This window comes from Bradyrhizobium sp. AZCC 1578 (genome assembly GCF_036924675.1).
Lineage (GTDB): Bacteria > Pseudomonadota > Alphaproteobacteria > Rhizobiales > Xanthobacteraceae > Bradyrhizobium.
Genome location: NZ_JAZHRZ010000001.1, coordinates 2452026 through 2477169 on the forward strand (window position 1 = coordinate 2452026; position 25144 = coordinate 2477169).

15 protein-coding genes are annotated in these 25144 nt (G+C 62.7%); 8 read left to right on the forward strand and 7 right to left on the reverse strand.

Annotated features, from left to right (window positions below):
• Positions 1–128 precede the first annotated feature (128 nt).
• The 5 genes from treS to treY are packed head-to-tail and all read left to right on the forward strand — an operon-like array spanning position 129 to position 12187.
• The gene (gene treS, locus V1290_RS11940; RefSeq protein WP_442895055.1) at positions 129–3422 is read left to right on the forward strand and encodes a maltose alpha-D-glucosyltransferase; all 3294 of its coding nucleotides are present in this window, start codon (positions 129–131) and stop codon (positions 3420–3422) included.
• Positions 3419–5566, forward strand: a complete 2148-nt coding sequence (glgB, locus tag V1290_RS11945; protein ID WP_334364578.1) for a 1,4-alpha-glucan branching protein GlgB — start codon at positions 3419–3421, stop codon at positions 5564–5566. The genes treS and glgB overlap by 4 nt, the downstream gene beginning before the upstream one ends.
• A 3-nt stretch (positions 5567–5569) precedes the next feature.
• A complete protein-coding gene (gene glgX / locus V1290_RS11950; protein WP_334364579.1) occupies positions 5570–7645 on the forward strand; it encodes a glycogen debranching protein GlgX in 2076 nt (691 codons plus the stop codon).
• Positions 7642–9393 (forward strand): malto-oligosyltrehalose trehalohydrolase, encoded by a 1752-nt coding sequence (gene treZ, locus V1290_RS11955; protein ID WP_334364580.1) that lies wholly within the window; start codon positions 7642–7644, stop codon positions 9391–9393. Before glgX ends, treZ begins: the two co-directional genes overlap by 4 nt.
• 4 nt (positions 9394–9397) lie before the next feature.
• On the forward strand, positions 9398–12187 hold the full coding sequence (treY, locus tag V1290_RS11960) for a malto-oligosyltrehalose synthase (protein WP_334364581.1): 2790 nt from the start codon (positions 9398–9400) through the stop codon (positions 12185–12187).
• A gap of 4 nt (positions 12188–12191) precedes the next feature.
• On the opposite strand, the gene V1290_RS11965 is transcribed toward treY, so the two are convergent.
• Entirely contained in the window at positions 12192–12503 is a 312-nt protein-coding gene (locus V1290_RS11965) for a polyhydroxyalkanoic acid system family protein (protein WP_334364582.1), read from the reverse strand.
• A gap of 165 nt (positions 12504–12668) precedes the next feature.
• Here V1290_RS11965 and V1290_RS11970 point away from each other — a divergent pair, with 165 nt between their 5' ends.
• Entirely contained in the window at positions 12669–12833 is a 165-nt protein-coding gene (locus V1290_RS11970; protein ID WP_065727178.1) for a DUF3309 family protein, read from the forward strand.
• A 101-nt stretch (positions 12834–12934) separates the two neighbouring features.
• Here V1290_RS11970 and ligD read toward each other — a convergent pair whose 3' ends face one another.
• Positions 12935–15601 (reverse strand): DNA ligase D, encoded by a 2667-nt coding sequence (gene ligD / locus V1290_RS11975; protein WP_334364583.1) that lies wholly within the window; start codon positions 15599–15601, stop codon positions 12935–12937.
• A gap of 98 nt (positions 15602–15699) precedes the next feature.
• Between ligD and ku the strand changes: the two genes are divergently transcribed.
• A complete protein-coding gene (gene ku, locus V1290_RS11980; RefSeq protein ID WP_334364584.1) occupies positions 15700–16584 on the forward strand; it encodes a non-homologous end joining protein Ku in 885 nt (294 codons plus the stop codon).
• 109 nt (positions 16585–16693) lie between these two features.
• The gene (locus V1290_RS11985) at positions 16694–18301 is read left to right on the forward strand and encodes an AMP-binding protein (protein WP_334364585.1); all 1608 of its coding nucleotides are present in this window, start codon (positions 16694–16696) and stop codon (positions 18299–18301) included.
• Positions 18302–18504: 203 nt separating this feature from the next.
• Here V1290_RS11985 and V1290_RS11990 read toward each other — a convergent pair whose 3' ends face one another.
• The 5 genes from V1290_RS11990 to V1290_RS12010 form a co-directional block, all read right to left on the reverse strand.
• Positions 18505–19110, reverse strand: coding sequence for a pyridoxamine 5'-phosphate oxidase family protein (locus tag V1290_RS11990; protein ID WP_334364586.1), 606 nt, complete (start codon positions 19108–19110; stop codon positions 18505–18507).
• Between the two features lie 210 nt (positions 19111–19320).
• The gene (locus V1290_RS11995) at positions 19321–20880 is read right to left on the reverse strand and encodes a serine hydrolase domain-containing protein (protein ID WP_334364587.1); all 1560 of its coding nucleotides are present in this window, start codon (positions 20878–20880) and stop codon (positions 19321–19323) included.
• Between the two features lie 106 nt (positions 20881–20986).
• Complete coding sequence (locus V1290_RS12000) at positions 20987–21676, reverse strand: response regulator transcription factor (protein ID WP_334364588.1); 690 nt, start codon at positions 21674–21676, stop codon at positions 20987–20989.
• The gene (locus tag V1290_RS12005) at positions 21673–24390 is read right to left on the reverse strand and encodes a sensor histidine kinase KdpD (RefSeq protein WP_334364589.1); all 2718 of its coding nucleotides are present in this window, start codon (positions 24388–24390) and stop codon (positions 21673–21675) included. The genes V1290_RS12000 and V1290_RS12005 overlap by 4 nt, the downstream gene beginning before the upstream one ends.
• 41 nt (positions 24391–24431) lie before the next feature.
• On the reverse strand, positions 24432–25034 hold the full coding sequence (locus tag V1290_RS12010) for a K(+)-transporting ATPase subunit C (protein ID WP_334364590.1): 603 nt from the start codon (positions 25032–25034) through the stop codon (positions 24432–24434).
• Positions 25035–25144 lie beyond the last annotated feature (110 nt).

Here is a 25144-nt window from a genome sequence, read left to right on the forward strand (position 1 = left end):
AACGGGGACGTCATTTCCATGGCAATGGCATCACCGTGAACAAAAAAGCGCAAACCGCCGAGAGCTCCAACGCCGGCGTCTCCCTTCCTATCGACGGCTCCTATCCGCTGAATCCGGATAGCAGCCTTGTGGTCGAAGCAAAGCAGCTGCCCGCCGCCGAGGTCGCCACCGACGAGCTCTGGTACAAGGATGCGATCATCTATCAGTTGCACGTCAAGGCCTTCGCCGACAGCAACAATGACGGCATCGGCGACTTTGCCGGGCTGACGGAGAAACTTGGGTACCTGCAGGACCTTGGCGTCACCACATTGTGGCTGTTGCCGTTCTATCCCTCCCCCGGCCGCGACGACGGCTACGACATCGCCGACTACGGCGACATCAACCCCGATTTCGGGACGATGAAGGATTTCAGGCGCTTCATCCAGGAGGCCAAGAAGCGCGGCCTGCGGGTCATCACCGAGCTCGTCATCAACCACACCTCCGATCAGCACGACTGGTTCAAGCGCGCCCGCCGCTCGGACCCGAATTCCTCTGCCCGCAACTGGTATGTCTGGAGCGATACCGACCAGAAATATTTGGGCACGCGAATCATCTTCACCGATACCGAGAAGTCGAACTGGACCTGGGACCCGGAAGCCGGCCAGTTCTACTGGCACCGCTTCTTCTCGCACCAGCCGGATCTCAATTTCGACAATCCGCGCGTGGTGAGCGCGCTGGTGCAGGTGATGAAGCGGTGGCTCGACACCGGGGTCGACGGTTTCCGGCTCGACGCCATTCCCTATCTCTGCGAGCGCGACGGCACCAACAACGAGAACCTGCCGGAGACGCATGCCGTCATCAAGCGGCTGCGCAGCGAACTCGATGCCTACGCAAAAGGCAAGGTGCTGCTGGCCGAGGCCAACCAATGGCCGGAGGACGTACAGGAATATTTCGGCCGTGGCGACGAATGCCACATGGCCTATCATTTTCCGCTAATGCCACGCATCTACATGGCAATCGCGCAGGAAGACCGTTTTCCGATCACCGACATCCTGCGCCAGACGCCGGATATTCCAGGCAATTGCCAGTGGGCGCTGTTCCTGCGCAACCACGACGAACTGACGCTGGAAATGGTCACCGACGTCGAGCGCGATTACCTGTGGTCGACCTACGCCAACGATCCCCGGGCCCGCATCAATGTCGGCATCCGGCGGCGGCTGGCGCCGCTTATGGACAATGACCGACGCAAGATCGAGTTGATGAATTCGCTGTTGTTCTCGTTCCCGGGCACGCCGATCATCTATTACGGCGACGAGATCGGCATGGGCGACAACATCTATCTCGGCGACCGTAACGGCGTCCGCACCCCGATGCAGTGGACGCCGGATCGCAATGGCGGCTTCTCCCGTTCCGACCCCGCGCGGCTCTACGCGCCGACCATCATGGACCCGGTCTATGGCTATGAGTCCGTCAATGTCGAGGCGCAGTCGCGCAGCCTCTCCTCGCTGCTCTCTGCCACCAAGCGGCTGATCGCGGTCCGCAAATCCACGATCGCCTTCGGCCGCGGCAGCATGACATTCATCCGCCCGGAAAACCGCTCCGTGCTGTGCTACGTGCGCCAGTACGGGGACGAGGTCATTCTGTGCGTCGCCAATCTGTCGCGGTCGGCTCAGGCTACCGAACTGGATCTCTCCGCCTTCAAGGACCGCATCCCGCTGGAAATGCTCGGCCGCACGCGCTTCCCGGCGATCGGCGAGCTGCCCTACATGATCACGCTGTCGCCTTACGGCTTCTACTGGTTCGAACTGCAGGAGCCCGACAAATCGGCGCCGGTGCCGCAGCGCGCGGTGCCCGAATTTGAAACGCTGGTGGTACCGTTGAACGCGACCTGGGTATCGCTGGCGCGCGAGCGCGGCGTGTTCGAACGCGACGTACTTCCGGGACATCTGGCGCGCAGCCGCTGGTACCCGGAACGCTCGGCCAAGGCGATCCATCCGAAACTGACGTCGGCGATTCCATTTTGCGACATCGGCGACAACCGGCCGTGGCTTGCTTTTTTCGAAACGACGCAGCGCGGCGTCACCACGCGCTACGTGTTGCCGATGCAGATCGAATGGGTGCGCTTCGACCGCGAGCGCTACAATCCGCATGCGCTGGCCGCCGTTCGCCAGGGCGCGCGCGAGGGAACGCTGCTCGACGTTGCCACCGACCAGATCTTCGTCGCGCTATTTTTGCGCAATCTGCAGCAATCGCTGACGGTGGACGAGAGCGAACAGGGATTGCGGCTCGAATTCCGCCCGACCGGCCGCTTCGGCGACAAGCCGATCCGGCAGCCCGAGTACATCCGCACCATTGAATCCGAACTGCCGCGCAGCACAGCGCTGGTGGACAATGACTATGTCGTCAAGATCTACCGGACACTTCAGGTCGGTCCCAGTCCTGAAATCGAGATGGGACGCTTCCTGACTGATGTCGCCAACTTTCCCAACGCGCCGGCGCTGCTCGGCAGCGCCGAGCTGGTCGAGGGCAACGAGAAGAGCGCGGTCGGCGTCGTTCACGCCTTCATCGCCAATCAGGGTGACCTCTGGACCGTGAGTGCGGCCTATCTCGATCGCTTCGTCGAGGAGCAGCGCCTGCTCGCAGCGAGCATCCATCCCGGCGAGCGCGAAGAAGAGATCCCTTATCTGCGCTACATCTCGCAAGCCGGACGGCGCGTGGCCGAGCTCCATGTTGCGCTGGCCAGCAACGGCGAGCTTGCCGAATTCGCGCCCGAGCCGACCGGCGGCGACGACGTGCAGCGCTGGGTCGACGACCTAATACGCAGCGCCGGGCACGTCTTCGATGCGCTTCGGCAGCGGCGAGATACGCTGAAGGAAGCCGACCGAGCGTTGGCCGATCAGGTGCTGGCGTTGCAGCCGGCCCTGCCGAATTGGCTGGAAACGCTGCTGCTGCGTGAGGCTCACGTCGCCAACATTCGCGGCCATGGCGACCTCGATCTCACCCAGTTGCTGATCGTCAAGGACGACATCTTCATCGTCGACTTCGAAGGCGCGCCGCGGCGCAGTATCGCCGAACGCCGGCGCAAGATGCCCGCAGCACGCGACATCGCAAGCCTGATCCGCTCGATCGATTATTCGGCGACCGCAGCCCTTGAGCGCGCGCTCAAAGTAGCCCACGATGACCACGGCAAGCTCGGCGCGGCGCTTGGCGAATGGCGGGACCGGGCGACGGCTGCATTTCTCGCCGCCTACCGCGAAGCGATGACCGACCAACGGCTGTGGCCGGCCGATCCGACGTCAGCAGACGGCTTGCTGACCTTCTTCCTGCTCGAGAAGGCCTTGAACGAGATCGAACACGAACTGTCATTCCGGCCGGAATGGCTGCGCGTGCCACTGAGCGGAATTATCAGAATGTTGTCACAACCGTCCTTCGAGGCCTCATGACCAAGCTATCCGCAGAGGCCTACGCAATCATCGAAGGCAAGCATTCGGATCCGTTTCGATATCTCGGCTTGCACAGCGAAGGCGGACACAGCGTGGTGCGCGCTTTCATCCCGGAAGCGTCCAACGTGGAGGCGGTCGGCGAGCAAGGCGAGACGGCGCCGCTTGAGCGCATTCACGATGCCGGGCTGTTTGAAGGCGCGCTGCCGAACGGATCGAAACGCTATCAGCTCCGCGCCCGCTTCGGCGAGAACGTCGTCGATCTCGACGACCCCTACCGCTTTCCGCCCGTGCTCAGCGACTTCGACCTCTATCTCCTGGGCGAAGGCACCCACCGGCGGATCTATGACAAGCTCGGCGCGCATCCGATGACACTCGATGGCGTCGACGGCGTGGCGTTCGTGGTGCTGGCGCCGAACGCCAAGGCAGTCAACGTGGTCGGCGATTTCAATTTCTGGAATGCGCGGCGGCATCCGATGCGGGTGCGCGGCGTCGGCTATTGGGAACTGTTCGTGCCCCATGCCCGCGCCGGCGACCGGTACAAGTTCGACATTACCGGCTCCGACGGACGGCATCTGCCGCTGAAATCCGATCCGGTGGCCTTTGCGGCGGAAGTCCGGCCCTCAACGGCCTCGATCGTCGTCGACGAAAACAGAATTCCGCATCCACGCCCAGCGCCGTCGGGCATCAACGAGCTGGAAGCACCGATCTCGATCTACGAGGTTCATCTCGGCTCCTGGCGGCGCAAGAACGGCAATGAATGGCTGAGCTATCGCGACCTCGCCGAACAGCTTCCGGCTTATGCAAAAGATATGGGCTTTACCCATCTCGAGTTTCTGCCCGTCAGCGAACATCCGTTCGACGGCTCCTGGGGCTATCAGCCGACCGGCCTGTACGCACCGACCAGCCGGTTCGGCCCGCCGGAAGATTTTTCCGCCCTCGTCGATGCCTGTCATCGCGAGGGGCTCGGCGTGTGGCTCGACTGGGTGCCCGGACATTTTCCCGACGATCCGCATGGGCTCGGCTATTTCGACGGTACCGCACTCTACGAGCACGCCCACCCGATGCAGGGCCGCCATCTCGACTGGGGCACGCTGATCTACAATTACGGCCGCACCGAAGTGGTCAATTTCCTGGTCTCCAACGCGCTGTTCTGGCTCGATCGCTACGGCGTCGACGGTCTGCGCGTCGATGCCGTCGCCTCGATGCTCTACCTCGACTACAGCCGGCCCGCCGGCGAGTGGATCCCGAACCGGCTTGGCGGCCGGGAAAACCTCGAAGCCATCGAGTTCCTGCGCCGCTTCAACATCGAACTGTTCGGGCATTTTCCGGAAGCCACCACGGCTGCGGAAGAATCTACCGCGTGGCCGCAGGTCTCGCGGCCGGTCGAATATGGCGGGCTCGGCTTCGGCTTCAAATGGAACATGGGCTGGATGCACGACACGCTGCAGTATATCGGCAAGGATCCGATATACCGGAAGCACCATCACGGCGACGTGCTGTTCGGCCTGCATTACGCATTTTCAGAGAATTTCATTTTGCCGCTGTCGCATGACGAAGTCGTGCACGGCAAGCGATCGATCCTCGGCCGTATGCCCGGCGACGAGTGGCAGCGCTTTGCGAACCTGCGTGCCTATTACAGCTTCATGTTCGGCCATCCCGGCAAGAAGCTCCTGTTCATGGGCTGCGAGTTCGGCCAGGAGCGCGAATGGAACCACGATCATTCGCTCGACTGGCACCTTTTGGCGCAGCACCGCCATAGCGGCATGCAGAACCTGATCCGCGACCTCAACCGGCTCTATCGCAGCGTGCCGGCGCTGCACCAGATGGATTGCAACCAGGCGGGATTTGAATGGGTCATCACCCACGATTCCGGCGGCAACGTCTTTGCCTGGCTGCGCAAGGGTTTCGATGCGCGCGCGCGCTGCCTCGTGGTGGTGAACTTCTCGCCGAACGTCTATCACAATTATCGCGTCCGGGTGCCGTTCGCCGGCAAGTGGAAGGAAGCGCTCAATTCGGACTCTGCGCATTATGGCGGCAGCAATGTCGGCAACGTCGGCGAAGTCCAGACCCTGGAAGGCAGCATCCCCGAACTCAGCCTAACCATTCCGCCTCTGGCTGCGATCTTTCTCGTACCGGAAAGCTGACGCATGCGACTGTCCGCGGGAAGCCCCGCCCGCCTCGGAGCAAGCTGGGACGGCAGGGGCACCAACTTTGCGCTGTTCTCGGCCAATGCGGAGAAGGTCGAGCTTTGCCTGTTCGACGGCCAGGGCCGCCGCGAACTCGAGCGAATCGAACTGCCCGAGCGCAACGAGGACGTCTGGCACGGCTATCTCAACGACGTCTCGCCCGGACAGCTCTACGGCTATCGCGTCCACGGCCCCTATGCGCCGGAGCGGGGACACCGTTTCAACGCCAACAAGCTGTTGCTCGATCCCTATGCCAAGCGGCTCGCCGGCCGGCTGGTGTGGAGCGACGCGCATTTCGGCTATCGAACGGGGAGCGCGCGCGAGGATCTTTCGTTCGACCGCCGCGACAATGCCCGCGGCATGCCGAAGGCGGTCGTGGTCGACGAGACCTTCAACTGGGGCCGCCGCGAGATACGGCCGAACATCGCCTGGGAAGACACCGTCATCTATGAGGCCCACGTCAAAGGCCTGACGCAGAGGCGCGACAACGTGGCACCGGGCTGGCGCGGCACCTATGGCGGGCTGTGCTCGCCGGCGATGATCGACCATCTCAAGCGGCTCGGCGTCACCACCATCGAACTGTTGCCGATCCACGGCCTGATCGATGACCGGGTGCTGGTAGAAAAGAAGCTCTCCAACTACTGGGGCTACAACACGCTGGCGTTCTTCGCACCGGAGCCGCGCTATGCGCAGGACAATGCGCTCGATGCGTTCCGCACCACGGTGGCGCGGCTGCACGACGCCGGCATCGAGGTGATGCTCGACGTAGTCTATAACCACACCGCCGAAGGCAATCATCTCGGCCCGACGCTGTGTTTCCGCGGCATCGATAACGCGTCCTATTACTGGCTCAACAAAGAGCATCCGCGCTACTATGACGACTTCACCGGCTGCGGCAGCTCGGTCAACCTCACCCATCCGCGCGTGCTGCAGATGGTGATGGATTCGCTGCGCTACTGGGTCGAGGTCTGCCACGTCGACGGCTTTCGCTTCGACCTCGCCACCACGCTGGCGCGCGAGCCGAACGGTTTTGACCGCAATTCCGCGTTTCTGACCGCGGTGCGGCAGGACCCGGTGCTGGCAACCGTAAAACTCGTCGCCGAGCCATGGGACCTCGGCCTGGGCGGCTATCAGGTCGGCGCGTTTCCCTCGCAATGGTCGGAATGGAACGACCGTTATCGCAGCGCGCTACGGCGCTACTGGAGCGGCGAAGGCAGCCTGATCGGCGAGGTCTCGCGCCGCATGACCGCCTCATCCGACCTGTTCCACCATGACAACCGCGCAACGCGCGCCAGCATCAATCACATCACCGTCCATGATGGTTTCACGTTGGCCGACCTGTTCAGCTACAACGAGAAGCACAACGAGGCGAACGGCGAGGACAATCGCGACGGCTCCAACGACAACCACAGCAACAATTGCGGCCATGAGGGCCCGACCACGGACGCCGCGATCGTGGCGCTGCGCCGGCAGCTCCGCAGGAACCAGTTCGCCTGCCTGTTCCTCGCGCAGGGGACGCCCTTGATGCTGGCCGGCGACGAGGTCGGCAATTCGCAGAACGGCAACAACAACGCCTATTGCCAGGACAACGAGATCGGCTGGGTCAACTGGGAAAATCTCGGCAAGCCAGGCGAAGACCTCACCGATTTCGTCGGCCACATGACCGCGCTGCGCCGGCGCTTTCCGCAACTGCGTTACCAGCGCTGGCTCTCCGGGCGGCGCAAGGACGGCTCCTACGGCGTGCTGTGGCTGACGCCGGCAGCCGAGGAAATGCAGGAAGCCGACTGGAATTTTCCGGAAGGACGGTTCCTCGCCTATGTGCTGGGGCCTTTGGAACCAGGTCAGCCGCCGATCTTTATCGTGCTGAACGCTGCGCCCGAAGAGATCGCTTTCAAGTTGCCGCAGATGCCCGAATACAAGAGCTGGCAGCAGGTACTGAATACGACCGAGGCCGTGCTGGCCGCCGCTGAATTCGCTTCGGGCGTCGAAACCAGCGCGCCGCCGCGATCGGTGCTTGTCTTTGCGGGCGCCGCATGAATGACAGGCAATTCGGCCCGCTTCTGACAAACTACGGCACGCGGTTTCGGCTGTGGGCGCCGGGGGCCAAACGCGTCGAGGTGATGCTGGAGCAGCCTCACGCGATGAGACGCGGCGAAGACGGCTGGTTCACGGCCGATATTGCCGGTGTCAAGGCTGGCGCACGCTACAAATTCCGCATCGATGGCGAACTCGATGTCCCCGATCCAGCTTCGCTGTTTCAGCCCGAGGACGTTTTCGGCCCGAGCGAAGTGATCGATCATGAAGCGTATCGCTGGCGGGCCGCAAGCTGGCACGGACGGCCGTGGCAGGAGGCGATGATCATCGAGGCGCATGTCGGCACCTTCACTGCTGAAGGCAGCTATCGCGCCATGATCGACAGGCTCGACCATCTCGTAGCCACCGGCATCACCGCATTGGAATTGATGCCGCTGGCGGATTTCGCCGGCTCCCGCAACTGGGGCTATGACGGCGTCTTGTGGTACGCACCCGACAGCTCCTATGGCCGTCCCGAAGATCTCAAGGAGCTGATCGACGAGGCGCACCTGCGCGGGCTGATGGTGATGCTTGATGTCGTCTACAACCATTTCGGCCCCGAGGGAAATTATCTCGGCCGCTATGCGCCCTCCTTCTTCACCGAAGCCCACACGCCATGGGGTAGTGCGATCGACTATCGCGTCAGGCAAGTCCGTGCCTTTGCGATTGAGAACGCGCTCTCCTGGTTGCGCGACTACCGCTTCGACGGACTGCGGCTCGATGCCGTCAACTCGATCGTTGAACCGGGCGGGCTGTCGCTGCTGCACGACATCAGCGCCGCTACCGGCCAATTGGCCGCGGAAACCGGCCGGCACATTCACCTCGTGCTGGAGAACGGCGACAACCGCGCCAGCATCCTGGATTCCGTCCAGGACCCACCACACGGCAAATACCGCGCGCAATGGAACGACGATTACCATCACGCCTGGCGCGTGCTGATGACCGGCGAGAAGCAGGGCTACTATGGCGATTACCAGCGTTCGCCGAGATCGGATATCGCCCGCTCGCTGTCATCAGGTTTCGTCTACCAGGGCGAGCCATCGGCTTTTCGCGGCGTCAGGCGTGGCGAACCGAGCGGCCATCTTGCGCCGACCGCCTTCATCAACTTCCTGCAGAACCACGACCAGATCGGCAATCGTGCGCTGGGTGACCGGCTAGAAGGCAACGCCGACACGCGGATGATCGAAGCGGGGCTTCAGATCCTGCTGATCGCGCCTCACATCCCCATGCTGTTCATGGGCGAGGAATGGGGCTCGACGGTCCCGTTCCCCTTCTTCTGCGATTTCGGCGGCGAACTCGCCGACGCGGTTCGGAAGGGCCGCCGCATCGAATTGGCCTGGGCCTATGCGGAATATGGTGATGAAGTCCCCGACGCGCTCGCCGCTTCGACCCGCGATTCCGCCGTTCTCGACTGGGATGGCCGTGACGCTCCGGCAGGGCGGAAACGCCTGACCATGGTGCGAAACCTACTGCAGGTCCGGCGGCAGGAGATTGTGCCGCGGCTGGCCGGCGCAGCTTTTGGGAAAGCAGACGCGGAAAGCAACGGATTGCTGACCGCCGATTGGCGCATGGGCGATGGCACCGCGCTTCGCCTCACCGCCAACCTGTCGGAAAAGGCCGTCAGCCACGGCGAAGCTGCAGGAACCCTGATCTGGGGTAGCGAGTTGGGCAATAGCGTCCCGCCATGGTCGGTGCACTGGCGCATCGGATAGGAAAATGCCCCCGGCGATCCCGATCGCGACCTACCGCCTGCAACTGTCGGCGGATTTCGATTTCGACGCCGCCGCTTCCGTGGTGCCCTACCTGAAGGCGCTCGGCATCACCCATCTCTATGCATCACCCTTCACGCGCGCCCGCAAGGGCAGCGCGCATGGCTACGACGTCATCGACCACGCCCAGTTCAATCCCGAACTCGGCGGCGAAGCCGGCTTCGAGCGGCTGAGCGCCATGCTGCGGCAACATGATCTCGGGCTGATCCTCGATTTCGTGCCCAACCATGTCGGCGTGCATTTTGACGATAATCCGTGGTGGCTCGACACGCTGGAGTGGGGGCCTGCCTCGCCGCACGCGGCCTCCTTCGACATCGACTGGGAGCAATTGCCATATCGCGCCCGCGGCGGGGTGTTGCTGCCAATCATCGGCTCGTCCTACGGTCAGGCGCTGGAAAACGGCGAGATCGAATTGCGCTACGACGCCGGCGAAGGCAGTTTTTCGGCCTGGTACTTTGAGCATCGGCTGCCGATCGCGCCGGAGCGTTATGGCGAAATCCTGCGTATGATCGTCAAGGAAGCCGGCGCGGAGGAAAGTGCGACCGGCAGGGCCATGCTTGCGCTGGCTTCCCGCTATCAGGGGCCGCGACGCCCCAACCGCAAGGAAGCACCTGCGTTCAAAGCCGAGCTGAAGGGCATCACGGGCGCCGCCGAGATCATCGCGCATGGACTTGCAGCCTATCGGGCCGGGCCGGATCGCGCCGCTGCAACGCTGGCGCTGCATCATCTGCTCGAACGCCAGCACTACAAGCTCGGCCACTGGCGGCTCGCTTCCAGTGACATCAATTACCGGCGCTTCTTCGATATCAACACGCTGGCGGGCCTGCGCGTCGAGGACACCGGGACCTTCGAGGCGATCCATCGCTTGGTCAAACGGCTGATTGCGGAGGACAAGCTTGCGGGGTTGCGGCTCGATCACATCGACGGCCTGCGCGATCCCGTCCAGTATTTCCAGCGCCTGCGCCGGCTGATCCGCGACGGCTTTGGCGGGCGGAACAGGCCCTTCTACGTGGTGGTCGAGAAAATTCTCGGCGAGCACGAAAAGCTGCCGCCGTTCGCCGGCGTTCACGGCACCACCGGCTATGAGTGGCTGAACGCGATCACCCATGTGCTGACCGATGGAAGCGGCCTGGAGCCGCTCGACGAGGTCTGGCGGCAGATCAGCAACCAATCGCCAAGACTCGAACCGATCCTGCGAGATGCAAAACGTCGCGTGCTGGAAACGCTGCTGACCAGCGAGTTCACGGTGCTGATGCGCCTCTTGGCGCGGATTGCCAGCGGACATTATTCCACCCGCGACTATTCCGCCGACAGCCTGCGGCAGGCGCTCGAACTCTACGTGCTGCACTTTCCGGTCTATCGCACCTACCTGACAGCGTCGGGCCCATCCGCGCATGACCGCCAGTTGATAGCAGGGACGATCGAGCGGGCGCGCGCCGACTGGTTTGCCGCCGATGACGGCATCTTCGATTTCCTGCGCGACGCCCTGACAATGGACCTGATCAAGCCTGGACGTACCCACCACAGCGCGCCGCGGGTGCGCCGGTTTGCCTTGAAGATGCAGCAGTTCACCGGACCGATGATGGCAAAGTCGCTGGAGGACACGACGTTCTACCGCTACCACCGCCTGCTTGCCCTCAACGAGGTCGGCGGCGATCCCGCCGCAAGGGCGCTTTCGGCCGGCGAATTTCATGGGATGATGCAGTCCCGCGCCGGCGCATCGCCGCACGGCATGACGGCGACGGCGACGCATGATACCAAGCGCGGCGAGGATGCGCGTGCGCGCATCCTGGCGCTTTCGGAAATTCCGGGCGAATGGACCGGCACGGTAGCCCGATGGAAACTGCTCAACGCGCCGCATCTGCTCGTCGATGGCGATCTGCGCGCGCCCTCGGCGGCGTTCGAATACATGCTATATCAGGCGCTGGTGGGGGCATGGCAGCCGAACGACGCTTCGTTTGTGGACCGGATGCAGGAATATGCGCTGAAGGCTGCGCGCGAAGGCAAGCAGGAAACGAGTTGGCTCAATCCCCACGTGGCCTACGAGACGGGTGTCAAGAGCTTCATCGCGAAGATCCTCGACCCCTCGCTGTCAGGCGAATTCCTGAATTCCCTGCAGACGCTGGCGCAGCGGCTCTCGTTGCTGGGCGGCCTGAACGCGCTCAGCCAGATCACGCTGAAGACGACGATACCGGGCGTGCCGGACTTCTATCAGGGCACGGAACTTTGGGATTTTTCGCTGGTCGATCCCGACAACCGGCGGCCTGTCGACTTTGCCGAACGCGCTGGCCGACTGGGCGCGGTGGAGAATCCGGATTGGGATCGCCTGGTCGAGAAGTGGCCGAGCGGTCATCTGAAGCTGGCCTGGACACGGCATCTGCTCAAGCTTCGAACCGAGCTCGCCGATACGTTCACAAGCGGTGATTACGAGCCCTTGGAAGTTAGCGGACCGCGTCGCGACCATTTCATCGCGTTCGCCCGCCGGCGAGGCCGCGAGGCTGCGATCGTCGTGGTCACACGATGGTTTGCGCCGTTCACCGATGGCGGCAGACATTGGCCCGGTCCGGAGAACTACGACGCCGCGCTGAACGTCGGCGGCTACGCGATTGAAGGTTTTGCAGACGCCGATGCTGCGCAATTGCGCCTGTCAGACCTGTTGACGCATATGCCGGTCGCGGTGCTGAAAGCCAGGTACAATGACGCGACAAAACCCGCGCCAGGGCGCCGTCGCGGCTGATACGTCAGTTTTTCTTGGTCAGCAGCAACTGGCCGCGGCTGCGGATCGCGGCCTGGGCCGCTTCGGCAAAGCGCTGCAACAGCCATGGCAGCACCACTTCCACCTGCACGTGATCGTCGGCGACGTCGACATGGCCTGCCGCGCCTTGCCCGAGGGCGCGCACGTGGAAGATCATGCGGTTGTCTTCCCAGCGCTCCTCGTCGACACTTAGCATCGGTACGCTGGAAGCGGCGCGCGACAGTCCTGTCTTGAGGCGGCGCATCGCCTCCTCGCGGCCCAGACTATGCGGGATGGAAACCACGAGCGGTTTGGTCATCGCTGAAAAATCCTCCCTGATCTATCTACATGTAATTGTACGCGGTTCGAAAGTAAGGGACGACCGTACGATCGCCTCCCACACCGGAACTTTCGTGATTAACGCTTGTTACTCTCCGCGAAGGCAGGATAGACACACGCCCCGCTTTGGGCCGAGGAGAGATTTATGTCTATCGGCACAATCATTCTGATTATTCTCATCATCGCCCTGCTCGGCGGTTTCAGTGGCATCGGTGGCGGCCCGTTCTATGGCACCGGATATTACGGCGGCGGCGGACTGGGTCTGGTGATCGTGATCCTGTTGATCCTGCTGCTGCTCGGAAAGATCTGAGCCACGCGTCGAGAATCGTAGGGTGGGCAAAGGCGGACCTGCGCCGTGCCCACCTTTCTTGTTGAGATAAAGATGGTGGGCACGCTGTCGCTTTGGCCACCCTACATTGAGGCCAATTTCTTCATCGCCGGCTTGATCGACACTGCCGCGTCATCGTAGCCGTCCCACGCTTTCGTCTTCGCCAGTAGCGACGGCACGGTGCGGATCGTATATTTCTTCGGATCGAGATCGCCGCGCACCTGCGTCCAGGTCAATGGCATCGACACGGTAGCACCTTCGCGCGCACGGGGCGACAAGGCAGCGATCGCCGTCGACATCCGGTCGTTGCGAAGATAGTCGAGGAAGATTTTTCCCTTGCGCAGCTTCTTCGACATGTTGAGCAGATAGCGCTCGGGATCATCGCTCGCCATCCACTGGCAGATGCCTTGCGCGAACACCTTGGCCTCCTTCCAAGAAACCTTGTCCCTTGCGCCATAAAGCAGCGGCGTCACCACATGCAGCCCCTTGCCGCCCGTGGTCTTGCAGAAGCTTTCGAGGCCAACAGCGGTCAACCGCTGGCGCATGTCTTTTGCCGCTTCGATGACGTCGGAGAATTCAACATTGGGCGCGGGATCGAGATCGAACACCAGACGTCCCGGCGTGTCGTAAGCGTCCGGTGCACAATTCCAGGGATGCAATTCGAGGCCGCCGATCTGCGCCACCGCAGCCAATCCCTCGACCCGGTCGATCTGCAGATAGGGCTTGCGGTCGCCCGAAACCTTGGCCAGCTCGAACAGGTTGGACGCACCCTGCATGGCGTGGCGTTGAAAGAATTTCTCGCCATGGATGCCGTCGGGCGCGCGAACGATCGAGCATGGACGGCCCTTGAGGTGACCGATCATCCATTCGCCGACGCTCTCGAAATATTGCGCGAGGTCGAACTTTGTAACGCCCTCGCCGTCGCCGGCGTCGGGCCACAACTCCTTGTCCGGCTTTGAGATCACCACGCCCATGACCTCGCCGGCCTTGTTCGTTGTTGCGGGCGTTGCCCGCACCGTCGCACCCTTGCCCTTGCCCGGTTTCGGCTGCGCGACGCCTGCCTTGGACGGTGTTTCCGCCTCCACCTCCTCGGCCGGCTTGTCCTGCCGCAGGCCTTTGAACGCCGCCTGACGAATGTTTCCGTCCGCGGTGAACCCCGCGAATTCGATCTCGGCGACCAACTCCGGTTTCAGCCAGTGCACGTCGCGGGTTTTCTTCGGCGCGTTCTTGCCGCCGAACGGATTCTTGTCGGAGGCTGCTGCCTTCAGCGCCGGCATGATGCGGCGCACCTTGTCCTGCCCGAAACCGGTACCGACCATACCGACAAAGGCGAGATGATCGCCGCGGTAGACGCCGGCCATCAGCGAACGGAATTTGCCGTTGGTGGTCTTCCAGCCGCCCAGCACCACCTCATGCCCGGCGCGGCATTTCGCCTTGGTCCAGCTCTCGGTGCGGCCCGAGCGATAGGGCACATCGAGTTTCTTGGAGACGATGCCTTCGAGTTCGAGCTTGCAGGCCGATCGCAGGACGGCATCGCCGCCGCTTTCAAAATGCTCGACGTAGCGGATCTGCTTGTCCTTGCCCTTCTGCGCCTCCAGCAATTTCTTCAGCCGCGCCTTGCGGTCGCCGAGCGGGAGCTTTCGAAAATCTTCACCATTGGCAAACAGCAGGTCGAACGCATAGAAGATCAGGCTCTCGCTGTCGCCGTCCGACAGCGCCGCCTGCAGGGTCGAGAAGTTGGGCGCGCCGTTATGATCGAGCGCGACGATCTCGCCATCGATCAGCACGTCGGGAAGCGATTTCGCTTCCTCGGCGATCGCCTGGAATTTATCGGTCCAGTCGAGGCCTTTTCGGGTGTAGAGCACCGCATCGCCATCCTCGACCCGCAATTGCACGCGGTAGCCGTCGAACTTGATCTCGTGACACCAGCCTTCGCCGCCGGGCGGCCGCTCGACGACTGTGCAAAGCTGCGGCGCGACGAAATCGGGCATCGCCGCGACCTTCTTCGGCTTGACCATCGGGGCCGGGGCGCGCGTTTTGATCTCCGGCGCGGCGCGCAAGGCGGCCGTCTTCCGCAAGGTCCGCGCCTCGGCGGCATCGCCGCGGTTCGATTGCCAGACCGCGTCGGCCGTTGTCTTCGTGGCTAGCATGAACGGCTTTGGCGCCTTGCCCTTGCCTTGCGCGATCTGCTCCATCGTGCGCCCGGAGGCAACCGAACGGTCCTTGTCGAGAATGTCGTTATCCTCGCCTTCCCTAGCGAATTCGTCACGGTGCTTAATCAGGAGCCAGTTGGTGCGCTTGCCGCCATAGCGGTCGCCCCGCATCCGCACCAGTACCCAGCTTCCATGCAGCTTGCCGCCATGCAGGGTGAATTTCAGGTCGCCCTTCTTAAAACCGCGATCGGGATCATCGGACTCCCAATAGCCCCGGTCCCACAGCATCACCGTGCCGCCGCCGTACTGGTCTTCGGGAATGGTGCCTTCGAAATCGCCGTAATCGAGCGGGTGGTCCTCGACCTCGACCGCGAGCCGCTTGTCGTGAGGGTCGAGTGACGGCCCCTTGGTAACGGCCCAGGATTTGAACACGCCGTCGAATTCCAGCCTGAGATCGTAATGCAGCCGGCTCGCATCATGCTTCTGAATCACGAACCGCCGCTCTCGGGCGGGCGCGACCTCGACATCGCCGGAGGGCTCCGCCGTTTTGCCGAAATCACGCTTCTTGCGGTACGTGCTGAGCTTCTTCAACGCCACGGCCACACCTCAATCAAACCGCCCCGCGGCAACACCCGGAACGAAAACCCATACTAACCGTTGAAGTTCCCAAACCCAAACCGCGCCCGGAGATTGCAATGGCCCCCCGCGCCTACTGGAAAGGCTCGCTTAAGCTCTCTTTGGTGTCATGTCCGGTCGTGCTGTATCCGGCCTCGACATCGGTCGAGAAAACCCGCTTTCACATGATCAACAAGGAGACCGGCAACCGGCTGAAGCAGCAAATGATCGATGCCGAGACCGGCGACGTCGTCGAGAGCGACCAGAAAGGCCGCGGCTATGAGCTGAAAAAGGGCCAGTATGTCGAGATCGAAAAGGAGGAACTGGAAGCCGTCCAGATCGAGAGCAATCATACCATCGAGATCGACAGTTTTGTGCCGCGGGACGAAATCGACAAGCGCTACTACAATCACCCCTACTACATTGCCCCCGACGGCAAGGCCGCGGTGGACGCCTTCGCGGTGATCCGGGACGCCATGAAGGATGAGGAACGGGTGGCGCTGGCGCGCATCGTGCTGACCAACCGCGAGCACGTCATGGCGATCGAGCCGCTCGGCAAGGGCCTGCTCGGCACTACACTGCGGTATCCGTACGAGCTGCGCGACGAGGGCGACTTCTTCGATGACATCAAGACCCCGAAGATCACCAAGGACATGGTCGAACTCGCGGGCCATATCCTGCACAAAATGGCCGCGCATTTCGATCCCTCGAAGTTCAAGGATGAGTATGAGGACGCGCTGAAGGCGCTGGTGCGCCGCAAGGCTTCCGGCAAGCCGATCAAGGTCGCCGAGCCCGAGGAGAGGGCGGACAACGTCATCAACCTGATGGACGCGCTGAAGGCGAGCCTGAAAGGCAAAGCGGCGACGAGACGGCGCGCACAAGCCCCGGCCTCGCGGCGGGCGCCGGCACGCCGGACAGCAAGGAAAGCACACCGGTCGTCGGCGAGGCACCGCAAGGCGAGCTAGGCTTGCGCTGGCCGTCATTGCGAGCGCTTGCATTACCCGAAGCCGGAAGGCATTTTCCTCTTGGAACTGACGCCACCGACAATAGCGGCGCCGGACCGGGGAGGAATGCATGGTATTGACGAAGTCGCACGTCGCAGGACCGACCACGCCTGCGGTACGGGAGATGACATTCGGCGATCTCTTGCGCAAGGCGGCTGAGGCCGCGCCCGATCGCCTCGCCCTGATCGCGGGCGTGCCTGACCCGACGCAGCGGCGGCAATGGACCTACGCACAGTTCTATCGCGAAGCCCAGCGCACTGCCCGCGCGCTGCTGTCGCGCTTCAAGCCCGGCGAGCGCATTGCCGTCTGGGCGCAGAACATCCCGGAATGGATGATGCTCGAATTCGGCGCCGGCATGGCGGGCATGGTGCTCGTCACCGTCAATCCGGCCTTTCGCGCCCGGGAAGTGGAATATGTGCTGAAACAGTCGCGCGCGGCCGGGGTCTTCGTGGTCAACGGCTTCCGCGGCAACCCGATGCTGGAGACCGTGCAGGCAGTGGCGCCGAATTGTCCCGAGCTGCGCGAGATCATCTGCTTCGATGACTGGAATGCCTTCATCGCGGCTGGCGACGACGAGGGCATCAAGCTGCCGGCCGTCAGCCCAGACGATCCCGTCATGATCCAGTATACCTCGGGCACGACCGGCTTTCCGAAAGGCGCCCTGCTCCGCCATCGCGGGCTGCTCAACAACGGTGCCGATACCGCCGACCGGATGGGCGTCGACGACGGCGACGTCTTCGTCACCACGATGCCGTTGTTTCATACCGGCGGCTGCGTCTGCTGCGTGATCGGCGCGGTATCAAAGGCCGCGACCACGGTGCTGGTCGAGGCTTTCGAGCCTGGGCTGGTGCTGGAAATGCTCGGGACCTATCGCGGCAACGCCATGCTCGGCGTGCCCACCATGCTGGTTGCGATGCTGGAGCACCCGACATTCGCGGCGACCGATCTGTCCTCCGTCAAGGCGATCTGCTCCGGCGGCTCGACAGTGCCGGCCTCGCTGGTGCGGCTCCTGGAGGAAAAGCTCGGCGCGCCCTTTACGATTGTTTTCGGCCAGACCGAATGCTCCCCCGTCGCGGCGCAGACCCGCACCCATGACAGCGTCGAGGACAAGGCCAACACGATCGGCCTGCCGCTGCCCAATATGGAAACCAAGATCATCGATCCCAACACCGGCGAGACCGTTCCGATCGGCACGATCGGCGAGTTCTGCACCCGCGGCTATCACGTGATGATCGGTTACTTCGAAATGCCCGATGCGACTGCGGCTGCGATCGACGCCCACGGCTGGCTGCACACCGGCGATCTCTGCGCAATGGACGCGCGCGGCTACTGCACCGTGGAAGGCCGGCTGAAGGACATGATCATCCGCGGCGGCGAAAACATCTATCCGCGCGAGCTGGAAGAGCTGCTGTTCAAGCATCCCAAGGTGGGCGAGGTCGCCGTGATCGGCCTGCCGCACGAGAAATGGGGCGAAGAGGTCGCAGCCTTCATCCGCCCGGCGCCAGGCGCCGCGATCGACAAGGACGAGCTGATCGCCTACATGCGTGCCTCGCTCGCCCCGCACAAAACGCCAAAACAGTGGTACATCGTGGACACATTCCCGCTGACCGGATCGGGCAAGATCCAAAAATTCAAGCTGCGGGACGCCTGCACCAAGGGCGAGATGACGGCGATCTAGGCCGCTTCCGTTCATTTCAAATACTTTCGCCGTCGTCCCTGCGAACGCAGGGACCCATACGCCGCGGCTTATCTGCGGCGCGATGGGGCCAGTTGCCTTCGCTGCAATCTAGGCCGATGGTTATGGGTCCCTGCGCCCCGTGCGCAATTGCGCACTAGGCAGGGACGACGAGGGTGATTTTCGGTGTGGGCTACAATCGCTCCCTACCCCTTGAATGTCGGTTGGCGCGGGTGGATGCAGTCCTTGAAATCCGCAAAGCCTTTCCACGCCGGCTCCGGCGCGTCCTGTCCGGCTTGAGGCACATAGATCGACGGCTCGATCGACCGCATCGCCGGAATATATCGCGGGCAGTTCGGAAAGATCGCACGCGCCGTCACGCGAACGATGAGCTGCGCGCCGACGGTCTCCGACAGCAGCGGGTCGCTGTCGCTCACGCTGGCGCTGCCGTTGACACGCAAACGCCGCGGCTTGCCATGCATGGCGATGAACAGCAGGCCGACATCGGCATTGACGACGATGTTGCCGAGACTCTTGAACATGCCGTTGCCGTCATAGTCGGGAAATGCGAGCTCGGAAGGCCCGGTGATGCGCACAAACCCCGGCGCCCCACCCTTGAATGAGCAATCGGGCCGGCCTTCGGCATCGGCGGTTGCCAGAAAGAAATAGGGTAGGCCTTCGATGAACTGCTTGTCGTCAGCGGTGAATTCCTTGCGCATCAGCTTCTCTTCCAGCCGATCCGAAATCCGGCGGCTGTCGAACCGGTCCTGCAATTGCCTGTTACCTTCGTGATACATGACGCTCTCAGCCATGGTCGTGCTCCGTCCTGCCCTGAGCCTCTTCCGCGCGAGCTCAGTCTGGATCAAACTACACAATTAAGCATACCACTGTACGGTTGCAGCGCATGCGGCAAGCTGACCAGCACGATCGACGGCAAACGGCCATGAGGAGCCGTTGGTTCTGATTACCGCCGCTGGCGGAGAAGTAGTCAGCGATCGAAGATGGCGAGAGGCGGCTGCCTCTCACTCCTTCACTTCGCCGTACAGAGTTGCCTTGGTGCCATCGGTATTTTCGAAGGCGACTTCAACTTTGTTGCCATTGAAAGCGAGAATCCAGAGTTGCGTTTCGCTACGTCCGAGGATTCGGCGCTCCAATGCAAAGGTACGCTCGTCGAGCCAGCGTCCTTTGGATGCATTGATCCCGTAGTTGACTGGAGGGCTCTTTCGAAAAATTCCGTCAAGCCCCAGCAGTCCCGAAAAACGTCCCGCAGGCTGGTCCGCCCTTCCAGCGTAGGTGGTGATTTCCCAGAACGGATCCGGATCGACGAGGTTCAGCGCGAATGTCTTTACTCTGAGAATATTGCTACTCACTTGATAGGTCTTCCCCGATATCTGTTTCGCCAGTTCGGGGGTCTTGCCGAGCGGTGACGGCCGCTCCGTAGCAGCTTCGCGAACTGACGCCGCGAGCAGGGATTGCGCGACGGCGTCAGGCGGCAGCGGCTGGTCCGACTTGACGGCGCTGGCAATATCATCGATCAGCCTGGCCGTTGGATAGAACTGGTCATCCCGCAAAATGCCGGTCATGACCGCAACGATATCCAGCTTCGGAAGCACAAGAATCAATTGCGAATGGCGACCGCGGGCCATGTAGGCGTCCTTTTCAGGCAACGACCACCACAGATTTGCGTAGCGAAACCCGAAAGTCGCCTTAACCCTTCCTTCCCTCGCCCGATCAACCCATGACGCTGGAATGATCTGCTTGCCGTCCCACATCCCATTGCGAAGGTAGAGATAGCCAAACCGGGCCATGTCGTGCGGCGCCAGCGACAGTCCCGCTTCGCCATCGATGACTCCCTGAGCGTCGGCCCGGCCCCAGCGAGCGCTAGTGATACCAAGCGGCCCGAACAGCTCTTTCTCCGCAAAATCCAGCGCATTCTGACCGGTCTTCCTGTTGATGAGCGCGGACAGCACGTACGGATTGCCGCTATTGTAGTAGAATTTGGCGCCTGGAGCATCCGACATCGGCTGGCTTAACACGAAGGCGGTCCGATCCGGCGCCTGATACATCCGCATGAGGGTCTCGTCGGGCGTATAGGATTTCTCCTGCCACTCCAGGCCCGAGGTCATGTCCAGCAGGTGTTGAACGGTCATTGCTTTCTTGGCTTCATCAATGTTGGGAATTTGCTTGTCAGCGAACAAATCCATGATCGGATGATCAACGCTGTCGAGCAGGCCTTGCTTGATTTCGATGGCCGTCAACGTGCTGACAACACTCTTCGTTACCGATCTCAGGTCGTGCGTAATGTTGGGCTGATAGGGGGCATAGTAGGCATCAAGCACGATTTTCCCGTGCCGGACTATCAGCAGGCTGTCCTGCTTGTAGCCTCCGACGGTCTCCACCAGCCGGGCCAGCGTACCGGATTGCATCCCCTGCTCTTCAGGGGTTGAGACCGGCCAAGCCTTGGTGGGCCATACCGCTTCCTGAACCTGATTATCCGCCGTGCCCGCAATCAAGCCGGAGGCGACGAGACATTGAAACCCGGTAAAAAACACTACGGCTGTCGCGTGACGCAGACGCAGCATCGGCGGTTCTCCTATGATTATGTTCTCGAACGGAAAAGCTCCCCAGTAGAGCGCTTCTCTTTGCACTACGCAAGATTGTTTTCGTGCTCAAACGGTATCGCTGCGCTTAATCCGGCGCGCGCAACCGGTAGCCGATGCCGGTCTCGGTCAGCACGAATTGCGGGCGCTCAGGATCGGCTTCGATCTTCTGGCGGAGCTGGCGGACATAGACGCGCAGATATTGCGCATCCGTCAGCTCGTCCCACAGCTCCTTCAACAGGAAGCGATGGGTCAGCACCTTGCCGGCATGCTGCACCAAAACGCGCAGCAATTCGTATTCCTTCGGTGACAACTTTACTTCGCGCTCGCCGACCTTGACGATGCGGCGTACCAGATCGACAGAGAGATCGCCTGCGCGGAATAACGGCCGCTCGCCCTGCACCTGCAACTGGTGCCGGAGCGCTGCGCGCATCCGCGCCAGCAACTCGTCCATACCGAACGGCTTGGTCAGATAGTCGTCGGCGCCGAGGTCGAGCGCCTGGACCTTGCCGGCCTCGTCGCCGCGGCTCGACAGGACCACGATCGGCACGCTCTCGTTGCGGCCGCGGATCATGCGCAGGAGATCATGACCCTGGATGTCGGGCAGGCCAAGATCGAGGATGATCAGCGCCGGGCCTTCCGCGAGCTTCTCCAGCGCAATCTTGCCATTGGAGGCTTCGAGGATGTCGTAGCCCTGCGTGCTCAGCCCCATCCGCAACAATTTGCGGATCGGCGGCTCGTCGTCGATCACCAGAACCTTGATCTGGGCGGCGTTCATGCGGCGGTATCCAGCGCGCTATCGGAGGCCGGGACAGGCAGTCGAATCGTGATGATGGCTCCAGAGCGATCGGTGCGATTGGCGGCCGATATCGTGCCATGCATCGCCTCGACGAAACCGCGCGAGATGGCGAGCCCCAGCCCGGTGCCGGGACGGATGTGGTCGCCCTTTTGAGCGCGATAGAACTTGTCGAACACGCTTTCCACCTCGGCAGGCGGAATACCGCTGCCTTCGTCGAGGATCTGCAGCGACACACTTGCCGGATCGCGCGTTCCCCGGATCGAAATCGTGGTTCCGGCCTGCGCGTATTTGGCCGCGTTATCGAGCAAATTGAACAATACCTGTTCGAACAGAACCGCATCCAGCTCCAGCATCGGCAGATTGGGACTGAGTTCCAGTGACACCTTGTGATGCAGGAGGATCTTGTTCGCGCGGCGCAGCGTGCTGCCGACGATCTCGGAGACGTCATGCCGCGCGGTATTCGGCACGATCGCACCGGATTCCAGCTTGGTCATGTCGAGCAGATTGGCGATGAAGCGATTGAGGCGCTCGGATTCGTCGATCATGGTGGCGAGCAGTTCGTTCTTCTGCGCGTCGTTGAGGCTGGAGCCGAGATCGCGCAGGGCGGAAGCGGCACCGAGCACCGAGGCCAACGGCGTCTTCAGATCGTGCGAGATCGAGGTCAACAGCGCGCCGCGCAGCCGGTCGGATTCCACCGTGCGCTTGACCCGGTCCATGTCTTCCACCAGCAGCACGCGCTCGATCGCCAGCGCGCCCTGATCGACCAGCGCATCGAGCAGGCGGCGCTGATCCGGCGTCAGCAACGGACCGGTGCGGTCGTCGTCGATGCCGATGACGCCGATCGCGCCGCGCCCGGTTCGCATCGGCAGGAACAGCCGTTTGGCGCCCGGCAGCGTATCCGAGCCGCGCCCGGCCGCACGGTCGTTGTCCCAAGCCCATTTGGCGGCGGCAAGGTCGGCCTCGCCCAGTTGATCCTCGGGCGGATAGCCCGACTTCACGGTGAGCACACCGTCCTCCGGCAACAGCAGCACCACCCTCACCTTCAGCATCAGCGCGGTCTGATAGGCGGTCGCCCACAGCACATCGTCCAGCGTCGCGGTGCCCGCGAGCTTGCGGCTGAAGGCGTAGAGCGATTCGGTGGTGCGCACCCGGCCGATCGCGGTGTCGGCCTGAGAGCGCACCCGTGCCGCGAGATTGGAGACCAACAGCGCGATCAGCATGAAGAGGAAGAACGCGGCAATGTTGATCGGGTCGGCGATGGTGAAGGTATGGACCGGCGGCATGAAGAAGAAATTGTAGCACAGCGACGCCGCGACGCTCGCCAACAGCGATGGCAAGAGCCCGTAGCGAACGGCGACGCCGACCACGGCGGTGAGGAGCACCAGATCGACATTCTCGATGCCACCGAACATCGGCTGGATCAGTTTGGCAGCGCCGAGGCTGACCGCGACGAACAATAGCGCCATCATGTAGGGCCGCGGGTTGAACGGCTCCTGTCGCGCCGCAGTCTGCACCGCCGCTTTCGCCACGCCCTGTTCGTCGCCGGGGATGACGTGGACGCTGATATGGCCGGCGCGGCGCACCAGATCGTGCACGACAGAACCGCGCGTCAGCTCGAACCACCAGGAGCGGGTCGACTTGCCGATGACGATCTGCGTGACATTATTGGCGTGCGCGAAATGGATGACGTCGTCGGCGATGCGGCGGCCGACGCCGGGAATGGTCAGCGCCTCACCGCCCAGCGCTTCCGCCAGCCGCATGGTATCGGCCAACCGGTCGCGCTGCTCGTCGGTCAGTTGCAGGCTACGGCGTGTCTCGATGCTAATAGCGGTCCATTGCGCGTGCAGCCGGTCGGCCAGCCGCTTGGTATAGCGCACCAGCCCGGCCGCGCGCGGATCTTCGCTGACGCAAACCAGGATGCGCTCACCTGCCGCCCATGGACCTGCTATGGCGTTGGCCTGCATATGGGTGAGCAACTGCTCGTCGACGCGTTCGGCGGTGCGCCGCAGCGCCAGCTCGCGCAACGCGGTCAGGTTGCCTGGCGAGAAATAATGCTCCAGCGCGCGCTCGGCCTGTTTGGGAACGTAGACCTTGCCCTCCTTCAGCCGCTGGATCAGATCGTCGGGCGTGAGGTCGATCAGCTCGATGGCGTCGGCGCGGTCGAACACGGAATCCGGCACAGTCTCACGGACCCGCACATGCGTGATCTGCGCGACCACGTCGTTGAGGCTCTCGATGTGCTGGATATTGACTGCCGTATAGACGTCGATGCCGTGGGACAGCAATTCCTCGACGTCGAGATAGCGCTTGGGATGACGGCTGCCGGGCGCATTGGTGTGAGCGAGTTCATCGACGAGCGCGATCTGCGGCCGCCGCGCGATCAGCGCATCCAGGTCCATCTCCTCGAGCGTCTGCTCCTTGTAGGCGAGCCGCCTGCGCGGCAGCACCTCGAGACCGTTCAGAAGCACTTCGGTTTCAGCCCGGCCGTGGGTTTCGACGATGCCGACCACGACATCGGCGCCCGCCTTCTTCTTGGCGTGGGCGCTCTGCAGCATCTCATAGGTCTTGCCGACGCCGGGCGCAGCGCCGACAAAGATCTTGAGCTTGCCGGCGCGGCTCTCCTCGCGCCGGGCGGCCTCCAGCAGGGCCTCCGGTGAGGGACGTTGTTCGGGGTCGCGGCGGGCTTGGACCATGCGGTAGTATAGTCCTCACCCTTCGAGGGGCCTAGCATGTCTCATTTTGAAACCTCATCCAGCGCCAGGTTCAACGCCAGTACGTTAATGCGCGGCTCGCCAAGCAATCCAGCCATGCGGCCCTGAATGTGCTCGGTAACCAGTTGCTGGACGCGCGCCTCCGGCAGGTTGCGGGCCTTCGCCACGCGCGGGACCTGGAATAGCGCGCCTTCCGGCGAGATGTCGGGATCGAGCCCGCTGCCGGAGGTGGTGACGAGATCGACCGGTACGGCAGCGGCCGGGTTTTCGGTCTTCAGCTTCGCGAAGTCCTCCTTGATCCGGTCGGCCAGCGCCTTGCTGGTCGGCCCAAGATTGGAGCCACCGGAATTGGCGGCGTTGTAGGGCGCAGGGACCGTCTTGGTCGGATCGGCCGGGTCCGGCGCCGAAGTCGCGGACGGGCGGCCGTGGAAATATTTGTCTTCCTTGAACTCCTGCCCGATCAGAGCGGAGCCGATCACCTTGCCGTCCTTTTCAATCAGGCTGCCGTGCGCCTGCCTCGAAAAGATCGCGCCGGCGATGGCGGTCATGGCGAGGGGATAGGCAAGGCCGGTGATCGCGGTGAGTAGCAGCAGGATGAGGATCGCGGGACGGATTTCTCTGAGCATTTTAGGTCTCCGTAAGTTTTCCGTCATTGCGAGCGAAGCGAAGCAATCCATGGCGCCACAAGTGGATAGATGGATTGCTTCGTCGCTTCGCTCCTCGCAATGACGGTTGT

What these genes read in the sequence shown, in the direction of transcription:
- glgB (WP_334364578.1), top strand. Translation starts at nt 3,419, where the DNA reads ATGACCAAGCTATCCGCAGAGGCCTACGCAATCATCGAAGGCAAGCAT.
- glgX (WP_334364579.1), top strand. Translation starts at nt 5,570, where the DNA reads ATGCGACTGTCCGCGGGAAGCCCCGCCCGCCTCGGAGCAAGCTGGGAC.
- treZ (WP_334364580.1), top strand. Translation starts at nt 7,642, where the DNA reads ATGAATGACAGGCAATTCGGCCCGCTTCTGACAAACTACGGCACGCGG.
- treY (WP_334364581.1), top strand. Translation starts at nt 9,398, where the DNA reads ATGCCCCCGGCGATCCCGATCGCGACCTACCGCCTGCAACTGTCGGCG.
- V1290_RS11965 (WP_334364582.1), bottom strand. Translation starts at nt 12,503, where the DNA reads ATGACCAAACCGCTCGTGGTTTCCATCCCGCATAGTCTGGGCCGCGAG.
- V1290_RS11970 (WP_065727178.1), top strand. Translation starts at nt 12,669, where the DNA reads ATGTCTATCGGCACAATCATTCTGATTATTCTCATCATCGCCCTGCTC.
- ku (WP_334364584.1), top strand. Translation starts at nt 15,700, where the DNA reads ATGGCCCCCCGCGCCTACTGGAAAGGCTCGCTTAAGCTCTCTTTGGTG.
- V1290_RS11985 (WP_334364585.1), top strand. Translation starts at nt 16,694, where the DNA reads ATGGTATTGACGAAGTCGCACGTCGCAGGACCGACCACGCCTGCGGTA.
- V1290_RS11990 (WP_334364586.1), bottom strand. Translation starts at nt 19,110, where the DNA reads ATGGCTGAGAGCGTCATGTATCACGAAGGTAACAGGCAATTGCAGGAC.
- V1290_RS11995 (WP_334364587.1), bottom strand. Translation starts at nt 20,880, where the DNA reads ATGCTGCGTCTGCGTCACGCGACAGCCGTAGTGTTTTTTACCGGGTTT.
- V1290_RS12000 (WP_334364588.1), bottom strand. Translation starts at nt 21,676, where the DNA reads ATGAACGCCGCCCAGATCAAGGTTCTGGTGATCGACGACGAGCCGCCG.
- V1290_RS12005 (WP_334364589.1), bottom strand. Translation starts at nt 24,390, where the DNA reads ATGGTCCAAGCCCGCCGCGACCCCGAACAACGTCCCTCACCGGAGGCC.
- V1290_RS12010 (WP_334364590.1), bottom strand. Translation starts at nt 25,034, where the DNA reads ATGCTCAGAGAAATCCGTCCCGCGATCCTCATCCTGCTGCTACTCACC.